We start from the raw sequence: 14,145 nt of genomic DNA, 5'->3' as shown, positions 1-14,145 counted from the left end.
GCATGGGGCATTGGGCATTGGGGAAGAGTAACAAATGACTAATGACTAATGACTAATGACTAGTATTAATACTGCCAACACTTCAAATTCCAGCCAGAATTCTCTATGGCAACAGCAGCAACATAATTGTTAGCAGGTATTAGTTCAAAAAGACTCCAGTCTTCAGTTATCTGCAACTTGGCTGGTTCAGTGGGAGTTAAGGATACTTCAATTTGCTCTAACTGGGATAATCCATCTCCAGTTGCTTTTAAATAAGCTTCCTTACAAGTCCAATAACGGAAAAATACCTCTTGCTGTTGATTGGGAGATAGCGATCGCAACATCTCATATTCTCTCGGTAAAAAGAACCGTTTGGCAAGAGCTTCTAAATCAGGCATCAGGCGAATATATTCTAGGTCTACACCAATTTCTCTAGTGCAATTCACCGCACACAAACCCAAACCTTGGGAATGAGACAAGTTAAACGCCAGTCCACTATCAGCAAATGTATCTGCTAATACTGGTTTGCCACGCTGTTGATAATTAAACTGCACTTGTAAGGGCTGGATAGCCAAATAGCGACCTAATATAGTTCGGAGAATACCACGACCAGCGATGAAACGCTGCCGATGTTCCTGAAAATAGAACCGTTCAGCACGAGCCATTTCGTCACTGGAAAGGGTCGCTGCTAAATTTTGTAGTTGTGGTTCCGGTTGGTCAAGGTTTATACGCCAGACATGAATCTCATTCAGTCGCAAAGTTAAATCTGTCGGTGCAGTTAGCCAAATATCATTAGAAGCGGTCATTGAGTCAAAAAGTCAATGGAATTGTACTCTAGTAGTTTATTTAATTACGACAAGTATTATGGGTGGATCTGGTTTGATGCTTTAGCGCTACTATACTATGCGCCAGACCAATGCGGTAAGTGTAGCCATGCCGTCAGGTTTATCGCTTCGCTAATTCAACGCGGGGTAACAGCTTTCTAAGCTATAATTTTGCGGCGTTGCAGTTAACCGCGCTCGACTATCACGCCCTTGCTATCTTAAATCTTTTCATCAAACTTTAGTAAATTTGCAAAACAGAACTATTTATATTTCGGCAAAATTTAAATCCGCTTAAAGACATATTTGTACAGAGATGTGCTGTAAACAGTTCGATGAAGGACAATCATCTCTTAACTTCTAGCCGCAATTAATAGTCAACAAATATTTAATTTAAAAAAACAAATATAAAACGCAATGCTTCGCACGCCCAGGATAGGCGATTGCCCTCACTCTTTATACAACTGTGCCTGTTTTTCATAGAATCTACCAAAAGAGTTGTCAGATGTTACGTCTGGCTGTAAACATAACTACTGAATACTGAGTTACACATAGCTGCACTTACTTTTGTTGACTGATATTGTGATTTATTGCTCTACATGTACGCGCCCTTTTTATTACTCTAGATGTACAATCGTTAACTCAAGCTTAAATCCCCTGAAAGAGAATACATTAAAACCCTTGACAGAGAATAACAAATTTCCTTTTAGCTACAACATTAGCTATTACACTGTTACTGAAAGGAAGTTTGAAGAATGTCTGCAAGTCTTTTACCAGTATCTAAGTTTTGTAAAGGTCAGATAGTAAGTTTTATGGGTGGAGAAGGCGTCATCAATAACTACCGATTTGAGTCAGGCATCTGGGAATATTTGGTGCAGATGCCTATGGGACCAGAGCCAGAAATGGGTCGGGTTGGCTATGAAACGATGATTTGGCTATCTGAAGTAGAGATATCTTCAAAGGTAAATAATTTTTATCCTAAATTGTTAAATCTGAAACAAAAAACCCTTGCCAAAGCTTGTTAAAAACCTATTAGAATTACTTTTTTGTAGGGATAGCGAGGATGAATGATAATTAATTTTGAGTACCTTGCCTTCTTTGTGCTGCTACTGACAGCGCTTGTATTAGCAATTAAGGAAATGAGCGTTGCTTTGGATGAAGTAGATATTGAGCGCTTTACTCTCTGGACAGGTATTGCTTCTGTTATTGCTGGTTTACCAATGATATTGTGGTAACTTTTTAGTCAATGCCATACTCTCTATTTTGGTCTTCCAAACAATACGACTCCATCCGTTAAGTATCCTAGCAACTTGAATATTTTCTCGCCTATTACCCTATTCGCTTTTCCTCCAACCATTGTAAAACCCGATTCCATGCCCACCAAGGATCAGAATCTTGTACTTGACGCTGGCACTCTTTGCTGCTCAAATAACCAACATGGCCGCCGTATTTAGTGAGTAACAAATCTATTGCGGGATTGCGATCGCAAGCTTCTTGTAATTCCGGTATGATACTTGGGTCAAAAAGTGGATCATCAGCAGCATATAAAATCAAAGTCGGTTTTGAGATTTGTGGCAATATTTGTAAAGCACTACTAGCTTGGTAATATGCTTCCACAGAAGGAAAACCCAGTCGCTTAATTACCAGTTCATTGTCAAAACCCCAAATGCTGTTCGCCCGTTCAATTGCTGCTGGGTCAAGGCTTCCCGGATGGGCATCATGGATTCGCCACGCCAGTTTTTTTAAATTTTGGGCAATCCCCGCTTCCAAATATCTACCGAAGGGCTTTGTAACTAGATAAGATAGCGATCGCTCTGAATCCAAACTCGGACAAATCACCATACCACCGCCAATATCGCTATCTTCTAACCCTAAATCTCCATAATTCCTAATCACCTCGCCAGCTACCTTCACCGCCCATAGCGCCAATTGTCCTCCTAAAGAAAACCCTGTAAACCAAAATTTCCCCGGACATCCCATCGCCTTAGCAGCAGCGGCGATGCGAACAAAATCTTCCCCCTCATACAAACCATCAGAAGTTAGAGTCGGGGACAGTTTGGCAGTTTTCCCGTGGGCCCGCCAATCAAATAACACAATTGCGTATCCTTGAGCGTAAGCCTTACGTCCTAGCACTCTCAAAAACCATTCCGTCTCTAACTCTCCAGTAATGCCATAAGTCCCGATAATCGTGCTATGAGCATTTTCAGGGATGGCAACCAAGCCAAAAATTGGCACACCTTGGCCACCAACAAAGATTTTCTCGTGATAAGACGGTTCTGGGTCTTGAACAGTACTTTCCCAGTGACGTTTTCCCCACAAAGCGGTGTACACAGTCATCATCACACCGTTTTGTAAAAACCAAGACGGATTGTAGGGGGGAGTATAACACATCATAGACTATAAGATTTCGTGTAATTGAGCCTTGATTTCACAGTCATTTAATCTTAATATTTATGTAAGATTTAGAAACTTTTTTAGAATCGATTCAAAAATCTTTGTATCTATCAAAGGTTGTTAATTATCCTTAATAAGTAGTAATAAATTTTAAAGAATGCCGAGGATTCTTGTCATAGACGATGACCCAGCGATTTCAGAACTAGTTGCCGTCAACTTGGAAATGGCTGGCTACGATGTTAGTCAAGCTGAAGACGGCATCAAAGGTCAAGCGCTGGCTCTCCAGCTACAACCAGACTTGATCATGCTCGATTTAATGTTGCCCAGAGTAGATGGGTTTACCGTTTGCCAACGCCTGCGCCGCGACGATCGCACCTCTGAGATTCCCGTGTTAATGTTGACGGCTTTGAGCCAAACTCAGGACAAGGTGGAAGGCTTCAATGCTGGCGCAGATGACTACCTCACCAAGCCTTTTGAAGTTGAAGAACTGCTGGCGCGGGTGCGGGCACTTTTGCGGCGTACTGACCGGATTCCCCAAGCAGCAAAGCATAGTGAGATTCTGAACTATGGCTCATTAACCCTAGTTCCCGAAAGATTTGAGGCAATATGGTTCAATGAGACGGTGAAATTGACTCACTTGGAATTTGAGCTACTTCACTGCTTACTACAACGCCACGGTCAAACAGTTTCTCCTAGCGAAATCCTCAGAGAAGTTTGGGGCTACGATCCTGATGATGACATAGAAACAATTCGAGTCCATATTCGCCACTTGAGAACCAAGCTAGAACCAGATCCCCGCCACCCCCGCTATATCAAGACAGTGTATGGTGCTGGATATTGTCTTGAGTTACCCGGTGTACCTCCAGCAAGTGAAGGGGCTTCAGTAACAGTCGTTGAATGAAATCACCCAAGCAGGACTGAGTGGTGAGTGTCCACGTTTGTAGGCAGCTGTGCTAGCCTACAAATTTTATCAAACAGAATTCAGGAGTCAGTCGTCAGAATACAGGAAAGGTATTCTGTATGACACAACGACTGCGCGGTAGGTGAATCTCGACTTCGCTCGATTACCGCGCAGTCGAAACTCAGTGCAGCGCTATTGAGCGTCTTGATTCTGACTCCTGAATTCTACATTTCTATTTCAGATTTATTCAAACCTGTTAACCTAGCTACTTGTTCGATTGTCATCCCAGACTCAAGTAAGTTGCGTGCAGTTTGCAATAACTGTGATTCTGCCTTGTCTGCCCTTTGGCGTTCTTGTTCTGCCCTTTGGCGTTCCTTTTCTTCCGGAGTTGGCAGTAATTCCCCTAACGACATTGCCCAGCGTAACCAAGTAGCATTAATACCTTTATAATTTCCCTGCCAAAGCTGCAATGCTAACCCTAAAGATTGACTCACCAACTGATTTTGAGCATTTGCGGCAATGGGTTGATAAACTCCTTTGTCATTAGAGAAACCAGCCAAATCATCAGGGTTAAAAGGATCGTACCAAAAATATTCTGGTACACGCATTTGATTTTGATAAATCAGCTTTTTGAAGTTTTTGTCTGCTTGGGCTGTGCTGTCAGAAAGTAACTCAATAACTATATCTGGTGCTTTTCCCTCTTCCCACACTACCCAACTGCGTCGTTCTCCTTTGGGGACTCCCAACACAGCAAAAAAGTCTGGCCCTTTAAAGTCTTTGTTTCGCACTTGCGCCAGACTGTAGTAAACAAACATATTACCGCCAATAAACCCATCCTCTCGTTCTGACAACCAAGGTATCAGAGCATCTATCAGCAAGTCCATCTGGGCTTTATGGCGTGCGCTTTCCATTGGAATACCGTCATCGTAGGGTAATTCTGCTTGGGTGGGTGGGAGTTGAATATCTGGTGCAGCTAGGATAGTTTCTGACATAGCTTTTCACCTGTTGGCTGGGCGTTGCGGATATTTTTATATTAAGCGATGTCTACGACGGGCTACGCCTACGCCGGATTTTTCCGAGTGTATCGCTTTTCGCTAAAATATTGCGATCAACACTCAAACGTGAAGACAGAAGTTGCTACAGCCAAGGCAGATTGGAAATGGCTGGCTACCTACAATGTTAGTCAAGCTGAAGACGGCATCAAAGGTCAAGCGTTAGCTCTCTAGCTACAACCAGACTTGAGGATAATTTATTTTCTGGAAGTCCCTTAGCAAAGTTATTAGGGAACTCTAAAAAATAGAAGTTGCATAGAACAATTTGCTTAAGCTCCAAATCTTAACAAGCTTGACTTTGTGCAGATTCACAAAGAATTGGTCTTACCCATGTTTATAGGAAATTGTGCTATAGCAATCCTAAATCATTCGTGAAAAAAATCTGTTGCCTATTGCCTATTCACCATTGCCCGCCTCCACGACTGATTCGTGAAAAGTCGCGGTGTCCATATCCCCGATTTCTTGGAGAAGCCGGGGATCTGACTTTTCACGAAGGATTCTAGGACTGCTATAACTTACTTTTTACTTGTATATAGCTTTTCCTAATCAAATTAGGTACATCATAGCTCTCTTCGCTTGCCAAGAGGGGGTTGGGTTCTTGTACCTCAACTGAGAACCACTATATTTTCGTCAAAAAATTATTTGAAATAATAATTAATATAAATTTTACATATTTTATTGGTTAATACAAACAAAGCTAGTCGTCAACAAGCATAGCCTTTTATCTATGAAAGCAATTTAAGATTTTTTTAATATTAAGGCTTGTGAATGAACAAAATTGACATATAACGTTGTAAGCTATTGTTAATCGCATTACAGTTGGCGATAAAAAAACTTGCAATTTATGTAAGTTTTTTTTAGTCTAATTTTTGAACTATCTTTGGGCAAAGTACTTTTTATTGGAGATTCGTATTTAACGAGTCGCCATGTAGAAAAACACTAGAGTCTGCTTCTTTGCGAAGGATTAAAGTTTTCTTTGCCTAATTTTTCATGGCAATAAAACATGAAACTGACTCAAAGTAGCTGGCAATTTTGACAAACACAATTTTTGCATTTTTTGTAACCAAAACCCCAGTATGTCATTGACTAATACGATCCATTTTAGAAATTTACGAGGCGATTTATTCGGTGGTTTAACTGCTGCGATCGTTTCATTACCTCTAGCGCTGGCATTCGGTGTCGCTTCCGGTGCTGGGCCTGTAGCTGGCCTTTATGGTGCAGTTTGTGTCGGCTTTTTCGCAGCCTTATTTGGTGGGACACCAACCCTAATTTCTGAGCCAACCGGGCCAATGACCGTGGTTATGACTGCAATTGTCAGTTCCATGACCGCAGCTAACCCCGAAAACGGCTTGGCAATGGCATTTACCGTAGTCATGCTAGCGGGAATATTTCAAATCTTCTTTGGGATATTTAAGTTGGGTAAATACATTACCCTCATGCCTTACAGCGTGATTTCTGGGTTTATGTCTGGGATTGGCGTGATTCTGATTATTTTGCAGATTGCTCCTTTTGTCGGACAGCCAAATCCTAAAGGTGGCGTACTGGGGATGGTACAAAATCTGCCTCTGTTATTAACTAAGATCAATCCTGCCGAAACAGCTTTGGGCTTGCTGACGCTGGCAATTATTTTCTTCATGCCAGCCAAGATTAAGCGCTTTGCTCCTCCCCAGTTAGTAGCATTAATTATCGGAACTATAGTTTCTCTAACCATCTTCGGCGGTGTAGATATCAGACGAATTGGGGAAATTCCTGTAGGATTGCCGACTTTACAATTGCCTACCTTCACTGCATCCCAAATGACAATCATGATTGTTGATGGGGCAATGTTGGGGATGTTGGGTTGTATTGATACTCTACTAACGGCAGTAATTGCAGATAGTTTGACCCGTACTGAACATAAATCTGACAAAGAATTGATTGGTCAAGGTATCGGTAATCTAGTTTCTGGTTTGTGTGGTGGGCTACCTGGTGCTGGGGCCACGATGGGAACGGTAGTTAATATCCAAACTGGTGCTAGAACAGCTGTCTCTGGTTTAACTCGCGCATTAATTTTGTTAGTTGTAGTTTTGTGGGCTGCGCGTATCACTCAACCTATCCCAATGGCGGTATTGGCTGGTATTGCTCTCAAGGTGGGGGTTGACATTCTTGACTGGAGCTTCTTGAAACGCGCTCATAAGGTGTCGCTGAAAGGCACAATCATCATGTACGGCGTGTTATTTTTAACCGTATTTGTTGACTTGATTGTTGCCGTCGGTGTGGGAGTGTTCATTGCTAATATCTTAACTATCGATCGCCTCTCTGAATTACAAGCTCAGGAAGTGAAGACAATTAGCGATGCCGATGATGCAATTATCTTGAATGACGAAGAGAAAAAATGGCTCGATCTAGCTAATGGACGTGTTCTGCTATTTTACCTGAGCGGGCCGATGATTTTTGGAGTTTCCAAAGCGATCGCTCGTGAACATTCAGCAATGGCAGACTCTGATGTGTTGATTATGGATTTGACTGATGTACCAATGTTGGGTGTGACTGCTTCTTTGGCAATTGAAAACGCTATCAAAGATGCTAGTGAGCAAGGTCGTCATGTGTTAGTTGTTGGTGCAACTAGCAAAGTCAAAAAGCGCTTAGACAAGTTTGGCATTTCGAGGTTTGTACCAGAGCATTACATGTTTGTAGATCGTGTAGATGCACTTAAACAAGCCGTTGCTTTAGTTAATCCTCATGCAACTTCTGCTAATACTCCTGGGGTTAGCATCTAGACTGACACCTATTAATAATTCGTAATTCGTAATTCGTAATTCGTAATTTAATTACGAATTACGAGCTAGAAATTATGAATTGTTTTGGAATTAATCAGCAATACAATATAGAAAACATGATTCTTTCAGAACCAATAGTTAATTCATTTGCCTGGTTGAATTTTTTCCCTGCGGGTTTACAATCCTTTTTATTAGCAACAACTAACGAGGCGGAATATGCTCCTATTGTGCTGACTGGAGTATTGCTAAGTTTAGTAGTCATTTATCTGGCTAGTAAAATAGGTGGCGAATTATTTAGAATGATGGACTTGCCACCTGTTTTAGGAGAATTAGTTGGTGGGGTGCTTGTGGGTGCTTCTGCTCTCCATTTGGTAGTGTTTCCCGACAGTGGAGCAGTTGGCAGCGACTCCATTATTATGTCTATCCTGCAATTCATTAACAACCTCAGTCCTGATGCCGTCACATCAATCTTTCAAAGCCAGAGTGAGGTTGTTTCTGTGCTTGCCGAATTAGGTGTGATCATTCTGTTATTTGAAATTGGTCTAGAATCAGACTTAAAAGAATTACAGAAAGTCGGTTATCAAGCGACAATTGTTGCTTGTGTTGGGGTAGCTGTTCCTTTTGCGGCTGGTACGGCGGGACTGATTTTATTGTTTCATGCGCCAGTAATTCCAGCGATTTTTGCAGGTGCAGCGCTCACAGCTACTAGTATTGGGATTACCTCCAAAGTTTTATCAGAAATTGGGCAGTTAAAATCTCGTGAAGGTCAAATTATTGTTGGTGCAGCCGTCATTGATGACATTTTAGGCATCATTGTATTGGCAGTGGTTGCGAGTCTTGCTAAAACTGGTGAGGTTGATATTTTCAACGTCATTTATCTAATTGTCAGCGCTACAGTCTTTCTCATTGGCTCGATTCTCCTCGGCAAATATTTCAATCAAAGTTTTGTAGCCATTGCTGATAAATTGCAAACGCGAGGCAACTTAATTATCCCAGCATTTATCTTTGCCTTCTTCATGGCTTTTCTGGGTAGTGCAATTCATTTAGAAGCTATCTTAGGCGCATTTGCGGCTGGTTTAGTTTTGGATGAAACTGATAAACGCAAAGAGCTAGATGAACAGGTTAAACCGATTGCTGATATCCTAGTGCCAGTTTTCTTTGTGACAGTTGGCGCGAAAGTTGATTTAGGCGTTCTTAATCCTTTAGTTCCAGAAAATCGAGAAGGATTAATTATTGCTATCTTCTTAATGTTGGTAGCGATTATCGGTAAAGTTGTCACAGGCTGGTCGGTTTTTGGTCAACCTGGAATTAATCGGTTAGCAGTTGGTGTGGGGATGATTCCCCGTGGCGAAGTTGGGTTAGTGTTTGCCGCCATTGGTGCAGCTAGTGGTACTCTGGATAAACCATTGCAAGCTGCGATCGTTATTATGGTGATTTTGACAACCTTCTTAGCACCGCCTTTATTGCGGTTTGCATTTAAACAATCGCCAGAAGAAAAAGAAGCTTTAAAGGAAGCCAATTTAATCGGCTAGTTACTTTTACCTTTAGAGGTTGTTTGAAAAGTCTTAGGCTGTGATTTTAGGTACTTATTGATCCCCCCTAACCCCCCTTCAAAAAGGGGGAACCGGAATCAAAGTCCTCCAATTTATCGGAGGATTTAGGAGGATCTAAAGTTTTTGATACATCAGCCACCACTTTTAAAACATCCTCTTAAACACAAAATAGGAAAAAGAGACGAATTTTATTTTCTCTTTTACCTTCAATCCTTATCCAACAGGCAGTTCCCGTGTTAGAAGCGTGCATATTCGCAACAATATTTTGCGGATTTTTCGGCATAATCCTGAAAAAGAACCTCGTTATGAAGATCATCTCTATGGATGTCATGAGTACCGGGGTTATCGCCTATTACGTGCTGATTGCATCACAAGATGGCTTGTTCACACCAATTGTTGGAAATGTAAAAAATGGCGCTTATGCCGATCCGGTTCCCCAGGCGGTTATATTGACGGCGATTGTGATCGGTTTTTCGATTCAGGCGTTAATGCTAGTCGGCGTTATGAAGTTGGCACGAGATAATCCAACTTTGGAAAGCAACGAAATTGAGAAGAACAATACTCCATGAGTACCATTACAATCGCATGGATTGCACTACCATTTTTTGTGGGGTTCGTCATTTATCTGCTCCCCAAAATTGACAAATATCTCGCACTGTGCGTTGCTTTTGCTTCGGCTGGATATGCGTTACAGCTATTTGTTGAGCGTTCTCCGCTGACACTCAAGTTACTGGATAATTTCGGCGTTATTTTAACACTCGATCAATTAAGCGGCTACTTTATCTTAACTAATGCGCTGGTGACGGCAGCAGTCATCCTCTACTGTTGGCACAGCAATAAGACAGCTTTTTTTTACGCACAACTCATCATTTTGCACGGCAGTGTCAATGCCGCGTTTGTTTGTTCAGATTTAATCAGTTTATACGTGGCGTTAGAGGTGAGTGGCATTGCCGCGTTTTTGTTGATTGCCTATCCCCGAACTGACCGCTCGATTTGGGTTGGCTTACGCTATCTGTTTATCAGCAACGTGGCAATGCTTTTTTATCTGGTTGGCGCGGTGCTGGTCTATCAGGCGGATCATTCCTTTAGTTTTGCAGGTTTGCGCGTAGCGCCTCCAGAGGCGCTTGCCCTGATTTTTTTGGGACTATTGACAAAAGGAGGAATTTTTGTATCAGGATTATGGTTGCCGTTGACTCACTCGGAATCGGAAACGCCAGTGTCGGCAATGCTATCGGGAGTTGTGGTAAAAGCTGGTGTCTATCCATTGGTGCGGTGTGCGCTAATGGTGGCAGAGGTTGATCCGATAGTCAGAACCTTTGGAGTTGGCACGGCGCTTTTGGGAGTTTTCTATGCAGTCTTTGAAAAAGATACCAAGCGGATGCTGGCGTTTCACACGGTTTCGCAGTTGGGTTTTATCCTCGCTGCGCCGTCTGTGGGTGGTTTTTATGCGCTGACGCACGGACTGGTCAAATCAGCGCTTTTTCTAATCGCCGGGGCTTTACCGAGTCGAAACTTTAAGGAACTGCAACATCAGCCGATCGCTACCCCAATCTGGATTGCCTTGGTGATAGCCAGCTTTTCGATCTCTGGGTTCCCGTTGTTATCCGGCTTTGGGGCGAAGGTGTTGACAACAAAGAATCTGCTGCCTTGGCAAGCGATCGCTATGAATGTTGCAGCCCTGGGAACGGCAATATCCTTTGCTAAATTCATATTTCTACCGCGTGGGGGAAAAGCAGAGGTAAAGCCTGGTTTCTGGGCAGCCATGATTCTGTTAATCGGTGGGCTGTTTTTAGCTAATATTGCGTATTACGAGGCGTACACCGTTGCGAATATCATCAAACCCCTCGCAACCATCGGCGTTGGATGGTTGGCGTACTTGCTAATTTTTAAACACTCAATACTCAAGCTACCGCGTGTCCTTGAAGAATTTGATCATCTGATCGGTGTAATGAGTCTGATTTTAATCCTGCTGTTCTGGAAGGGATTTGCATGGTTGGGCATCTAAATTTTATATTGCGACTGACTATCTGGTTTTTGCTCACTGCCGATTTCAGCGTGGCAAATATCATTATTGGCGTAAGTATCGCACTCCTATTACCCGGTGGTAAAACAGCTAGGCAATCATTAAAAGATTGGCTGCGGGTGCTGGGTGAGATCATAGTGGCGATTCCGCAGGCGTATATTGAGGCATTTGAAATCATTCTCCGCCCGCATAACCACGAAGATATCACGATGGAACAAGTCAAACCACGACGGACACCAGGGCTGATATTTCTGGATATATTCTTGATCACCTTTACACCAAAAACCATTGTTTTGAAATATCACGAAGCAGGCTGGTATGAAGTGCATCGAGTGCAACGGAGGAAAAAGACATGATCCTGAATCTGGCATTGATTGCAATGATTCTGACACTGCTTATCCCCATGTATGAAGCATGGCAAGATGATGATATTTGGCAAAAAATGCTGGCATTTGCCAGTGCTGCAACCAAAACTTCAATCATGATCCTGGTTGTGTCTGTTTTGCGCGACGATTGGATGATTGGTGTTGTCGGAGTAATCATCTTGAGCGTAGGGAATGCCGGCTTAATGTTGTTGGCACATGTTCTCAAAAGAATGAATGATTTAGCAAATGAGTAATATTATGATTAACGTGCTTAGTTATACTTGTATAGGTTTAGGAATATTCTTTTGGTTTTGGGGAACCTTCCCTTTGCTTGGCGATCGCTCGGTGTTATTCAAGCTGCATAGTCTTTCGGTTGCAGATACGCTCGGATCGATGAGTATTATCGTCGGGCTACTTCTGAAGATACCCAGTGAATGGCCCTTACTCATCCTCGCCATCATCTCCTTAGCCATCTGGAATACAGTGCTGGGGTATGTGTTGGCTTACTGTTCTAGTAGCGAGGGTAGCCATGAATGATAGCTATATATATCTAATCATCGCCCTGCTGCCGTTGGCTGCTTGTATGCTGGTATTTCAAGTCAATCCATACCATGCGCTGGTAATTCGCGGCGTATTGGGAGCGATCGCAGCATTGGTATATACGGTTTTGGGGGCGGCGGATGTTGCTTTGACCGAAGCCTTAGTGGGTACTATGCTGGCAATTACTCTCTATGCGATCGCGGTGCGCTCATCCCTGGTAATGCGTCTTGGCGTACTTAAAGAAGAGGCAGATGACAATGACCATTTTGTGAAACTGATAGATGAGTTACGCACAATTTTTGACAAACGCTATATGCGTCTTGAACTTGTTACCTACACAAATACGCAGTCTTTGCACCGGGCGCTGATGGAAAAAGAAGTCCATGCAATCTGTGCCCGGCCGAAACCAAGCGATCAAGACGAAAAGCAACTTTATCACACCAAAACCAGAATCCAACGCATCTATGAGATCATGCAAACCGAACTTTCGTCACCAGAAATAATCTTGAACTATGTAAATACACTAGATTCAGGGGAGGAGCATAGATGAAATGGATCTACATTGCGGCAGGCATAGCGCTGTACCTCAAATTCCTGATCATGCCCAATCCAGCAGACTCACCAGATATCTCTATCGTCGAAGCAGTTGTGCAAGATAGTGGGATACCCAATGCAGTTTCGGGTATCATTTTTAGGAATCGGCTGTATGACACTATCTTCGAGGTGGTGGTATTTACGATCGCGATCATGGGGGCTAGTTTTCTGCTGGCAAATGAAAGACCATCTTGCACAATCTATCGTTTCACCGATCAACCATCTATTGTTCTAGCACGGCTAGGAGCGACCATTGCTGCGTTGGTGAGTATCGAACTCGCTATTCGGGGACATCTCAGCCCCGGTGGTGGTTTTGCCGCTGGGGTAGCGGGTGGAACAGCGATCGGGCTGATTGCGATTACCTCATCACCAGAGTGGATGCAAGGAATCTACCAGCGCTACCACGCCGCTATATGGGAGAAAGTTTCGGTTTTGGTTTTCATTGTACTGGCGGTTATAACTCTGGCTGGAATAGAGCTACCGCATGGAGAAATGGGCGCACTTGTTAGTGGGGGGGTTATCCCCTTGCTAAATATTCTAGTAGCAATCAAAGTCGCGTTAGGTTCGTGGGCAGTGATTTTGGTTTTTATTCATTATCGGGGATTGTTGTAATATCTTGTTCGGTTAAAGACTTATTATTCAGATTGCAAGACAATTGCATACAACTTTTGGCTAACCCGAAAGTCAGCAGTAGCAATTAACTGATCAATCAATGGTTTAATAGCTCTATACAACTGACGCAGTAAATCTAACTGACCAATCGCTGCCAAGTTTGTGATCGGTGATGTGTCGCTAACTATAATCACAACAAGCCCATTGATTGCAGTGTCCGCACATCGGATTGGAAGTCTTCTACATCATAGTTGATGTGTAAACCGCGTTTAGCCAGTTCATGCTGGAATTCAAGTATTGTGATTCCTGTCCAGGCTCGGACTTTGCCACTGCTAATTTTACCTTGCTCATAAAGCAAGATGCCAATTTCTAATTTCAGTTCATCCTCAGTCATGTTTGATGCTCGGAGGATGTCATCGGGAATTATGACGCTCATAAGGGAAAACTCCAATTTATAGTTTGTCCTACTAAAAGGGGTTTAAAACCCCATCCCCAACGCCAAAGCTTGTTTTGTGTTGGGGTCTAAATCCCCATTACAAAACGTAATTGCGT

18 protein-coding genes are annotated in these 14,145 nt (G+C 42.8%); 13 read left to right on the top strand and 5 right to left on the bottom strand.

Going from position 1 to position 14,145, the window contains the following annotated elements; all coding sequences use genetic code 11:
- Nucleotides 1-65: 65 nt before the first annotated feature.
- On the bottom strand, nucleotides 66-785 hold the full coding sequence (gene hetI, locus VB740_RS05925; RefSeq protein WP_323199124.1) for a 4'-phosphopantetheinyl transferase HetI: 720 nt from the start codon (nucleotides 783-785) through the stop codon (nucleotides 66-68).
- A gap of 770 nt (nucleotides 786-1,555) precedes the next feature.
- Here hetI and VB740_RS05920 point away from each other — a divergent pair.
- Together VB740_RS05920 and VB740_RS05915 are read left to right on the top strand one after the other, a co-directional pair.
- Nucleotides 1,556-1,825 (top strand): hypothetical protein, encoded by a 270-nt coding sequence (locus VB740_RS05920; protein WP_323199123.1) that lies wholly within the window; start codon nucleotides 1,556-1,558, stop codon nucleotides 1,823-1,825.
- 42 nt (nucleotides 1,826-1,867) lie between these two features.
- Complete coding sequence (locus VB740_RS05915) at nucleotides 1,868-2,035, top strand: hypothetical protein (protein ID WP_323199122.1); 168 nt, start codon at nucleotides 1,868-1,870, stop codon at nucleotides 2,033-2,035.
- A gap of 94 nt (nucleotides 2,036-2,129) precedes the next feature.
- Here VB740_RS05915 and VB740_RS05910 read toward each other — a convergent pair whose 3' ends face one another.
- Entirely contained in the window at nucleotides 2,130-3,194 is a 1,065-nt protein-coding gene (locus VB740_RS05910) for a YheT family hydrolase (RefSeq protein ID WP_323199121.1), read from the bottom strand.
- 157 nt (nucleotides 3,195-3,351) lie between these two features.
- Here VB740_RS05910 and VB740_RS05905 point away from each other — a divergent pair, with 157 nt between their 5' ends.
- Entirely contained in the window at nucleotides 3,352-4,095 is a 744-nt protein-coding gene (locus tag VB740_RS05905; RefSeq protein WP_109011851.1) for a response regulator transcription factor, read from the top strand.
- 224 nt (nucleotides 4,096-4,319) lie between these two features.
- On the opposite strand, the gene VB740_RS05900 is transcribed toward VB740_RS05905, so the two are convergent.
- Nucleotides 4,320-5,087 carry a Uma2 family endonuclease gene (locus VB740_RS05900; protein WP_323199120.1) on the bottom strand — a complete coding sequence of 256 codons (768 nt, stop codon included), beginning with the start codon at nucleotides 5,085-5,087 and terminating at the stop codon, nucleotides 4,320-4,322.
- Between the two features lie 48 nt (nucleotides 5,088-5,135).
- Here VB740_RS05900 and VB740_RS05895 point away from each other — a divergent pair, with 48 nt between their 5' ends.
- The 10 genes from VB740_RS05895 to VB740_RS05850 all read left to right on the top strand — a co-directional run bounded on the left by VB740_RS05895 (nucleotide 5,136) and on the right by VB740_RS05850 (nucleotide 13,593).
- The gene (locus tag VB740_RS05895) at nucleotides 5,136-5,321 is read left to right on the top strand and encodes a hypothetical protein (RefSeq protein WP_323199119.1); all 186 of its coding nucleotides are present in this window, start codon (nucleotides 5,136-5,138) and stop codon (nucleotides 5,319-5,321) included.
- Between the two features lie 902 nt (nucleotides 5,322-6,223).
- Entirely contained in the window at nucleotides 6,224-7,906 is a 1,683-nt protein-coding gene (locus tag VB740_RS05890) for a SulP family inorganic anion transporter (protein WP_323199118.1), read from the top strand.
- Nucleotides 7,907-8,022: 116 nt separating this feature from the next.
- Entirely contained in the window at nucleotides 8,023-9,438 is a 1,416-nt protein-coding gene (locus VB740_RS05885; protein WP_323199136.1) for a cation:proton antiporter, read from the top strand.
- A gap of 254 nt (nucleotides 9,439-9,692) precedes the next feature.
- The gene (locus VB740_RS05880; RefSeq protein ID WP_323199117.1) at nucleotides 9,693-10,028 is read left to right on the top strand and encodes a cation:proton antiporter subunit C; all 336 of its coding nucleotides are present in this window, start codon (nucleotides 9,693-9,695) and stop codon (nucleotides 10,026-10,028) included.
- Nucleotides 10,025-11,464, top strand: a complete 1,440-nt coding sequence (locus VB740_RS05875) for a cation:proton antiporter (protein WP_323199116.1) — start codon at nucleotides 10,025-10,027, stop codon at nucleotides 11,462-11,464. Before VB740_RS05880 ends, VB740_RS05875 begins: the two co-directional genes overlap by 4 nt.
- On the top strand, nucleotides 11,449-11,838 hold the full coding sequence (locus VB740_RS05870) for a cation:proton antiporter (protein ID WP_323199115.1): 390 nt from the start codon (nucleotides 11,449-11,451) through the stop codon (nucleotides 11,836-11,838). Before VB740_RS05875 ends, VB740_RS05870 begins: the two co-directional genes overlap by 16 nt.
- Nucleotides 11,835-12,101 (top strand): hypothetical protein, encoded by a 267-nt coding sequence (locus tag VB740_RS05865; RefSeq protein ID WP_323199114.1) that lies wholly within the window; start codon nucleotides 11,835-11,837, stop codon nucleotides 12,099-12,101. The genes VB740_RS05870 and VB740_RS05865 overlap by 4 nt, the downstream gene beginning before the upstream one ends.
- Nucleotides 12,102-12,105: 4 nt before the next feature.
- Nucleotides 12,106-12,384, top strand: a complete 279-nt coding sequence (locus tag VB740_RS05860) for a monovalent cation/H(+) antiporter subunit G (RefSeq protein ID WP_323199113.1) — start codon at nucleotides 12,106-12,108, stop codon at nucleotides 12,382-12,384.
- Nucleotides 12,377-12,937: a DUF4040 domain-containing protein gene (locus tag VB740_RS05855; RefSeq protein WP_323199112.1), complete on the top strand. Its 561-nt coding sequence runs from the start codon at nucleotides 12,377-12,379 to the stop codon at nucleotides 12,935-12,937. Before VB740_RS05860 ends, VB740_RS05855 begins: the two co-directional genes overlap by 8 nt.
- Nucleotides 12,934-13,593 (top strand): Na(+)/H(+) antiporter subunit B, encoded by a 660-nt coding sequence (locus tag VB740_RS05850; protein WP_323199111.1) that lies wholly within the window; start codon nucleotides 12,934-12,936, stop codon nucleotides 13,591-13,593. Before VB740_RS05855 ends, VB740_RS05850 begins: the two co-directional genes overlap by 4 nt.
- A 23-nt stretch (nucleotides 13,594-13,616) precedes the next feature.
- Here the strand turns inward: VB740_RS05850 and VB740_RS05845 are convergent, their stop codons facing one another.
- Nucleotides 13,617-13,787 carry a hypothetical protein gene (locus VB740_RS05845; protein ID WP_323199110.1) on the bottom strand — a complete coding sequence of 57 codons (171 nt, stop codon included), beginning with the start codon at nucleotides 13,785-13,787 and terminating at the stop codon, nucleotides 13,617-13,619.
- Nucleotides 13,784-14,029, bottom strand: coding sequence for a UPF0175 family protein (locus VB740_RS05840; RefSeq protein ID WP_323199109.1), 246 nt, complete (start codon nucleotides 14,027-14,029; stop codon nucleotides 13,784-13,786). The genes VB740_RS05845 and VB740_RS05840 overlap by 4 nt, the downstream gene beginning before the upstream one ends.
- Nucleotides 14,030-14,145 lie beyond the last annotated feature (116 nt).

Origin of the sequence: Nostoc sp. UHCC 0251, from assembly GCF_034932245.1 — a bacterium.
GTDB lineage: Bacteria > Cyanobacteriota > Cyanobacteriia > Cyanobacteriales > Nostocaceae > Nostoc.
This window is presented reverse-complemented; position numbering and strand designations above follow the sequence as displayed.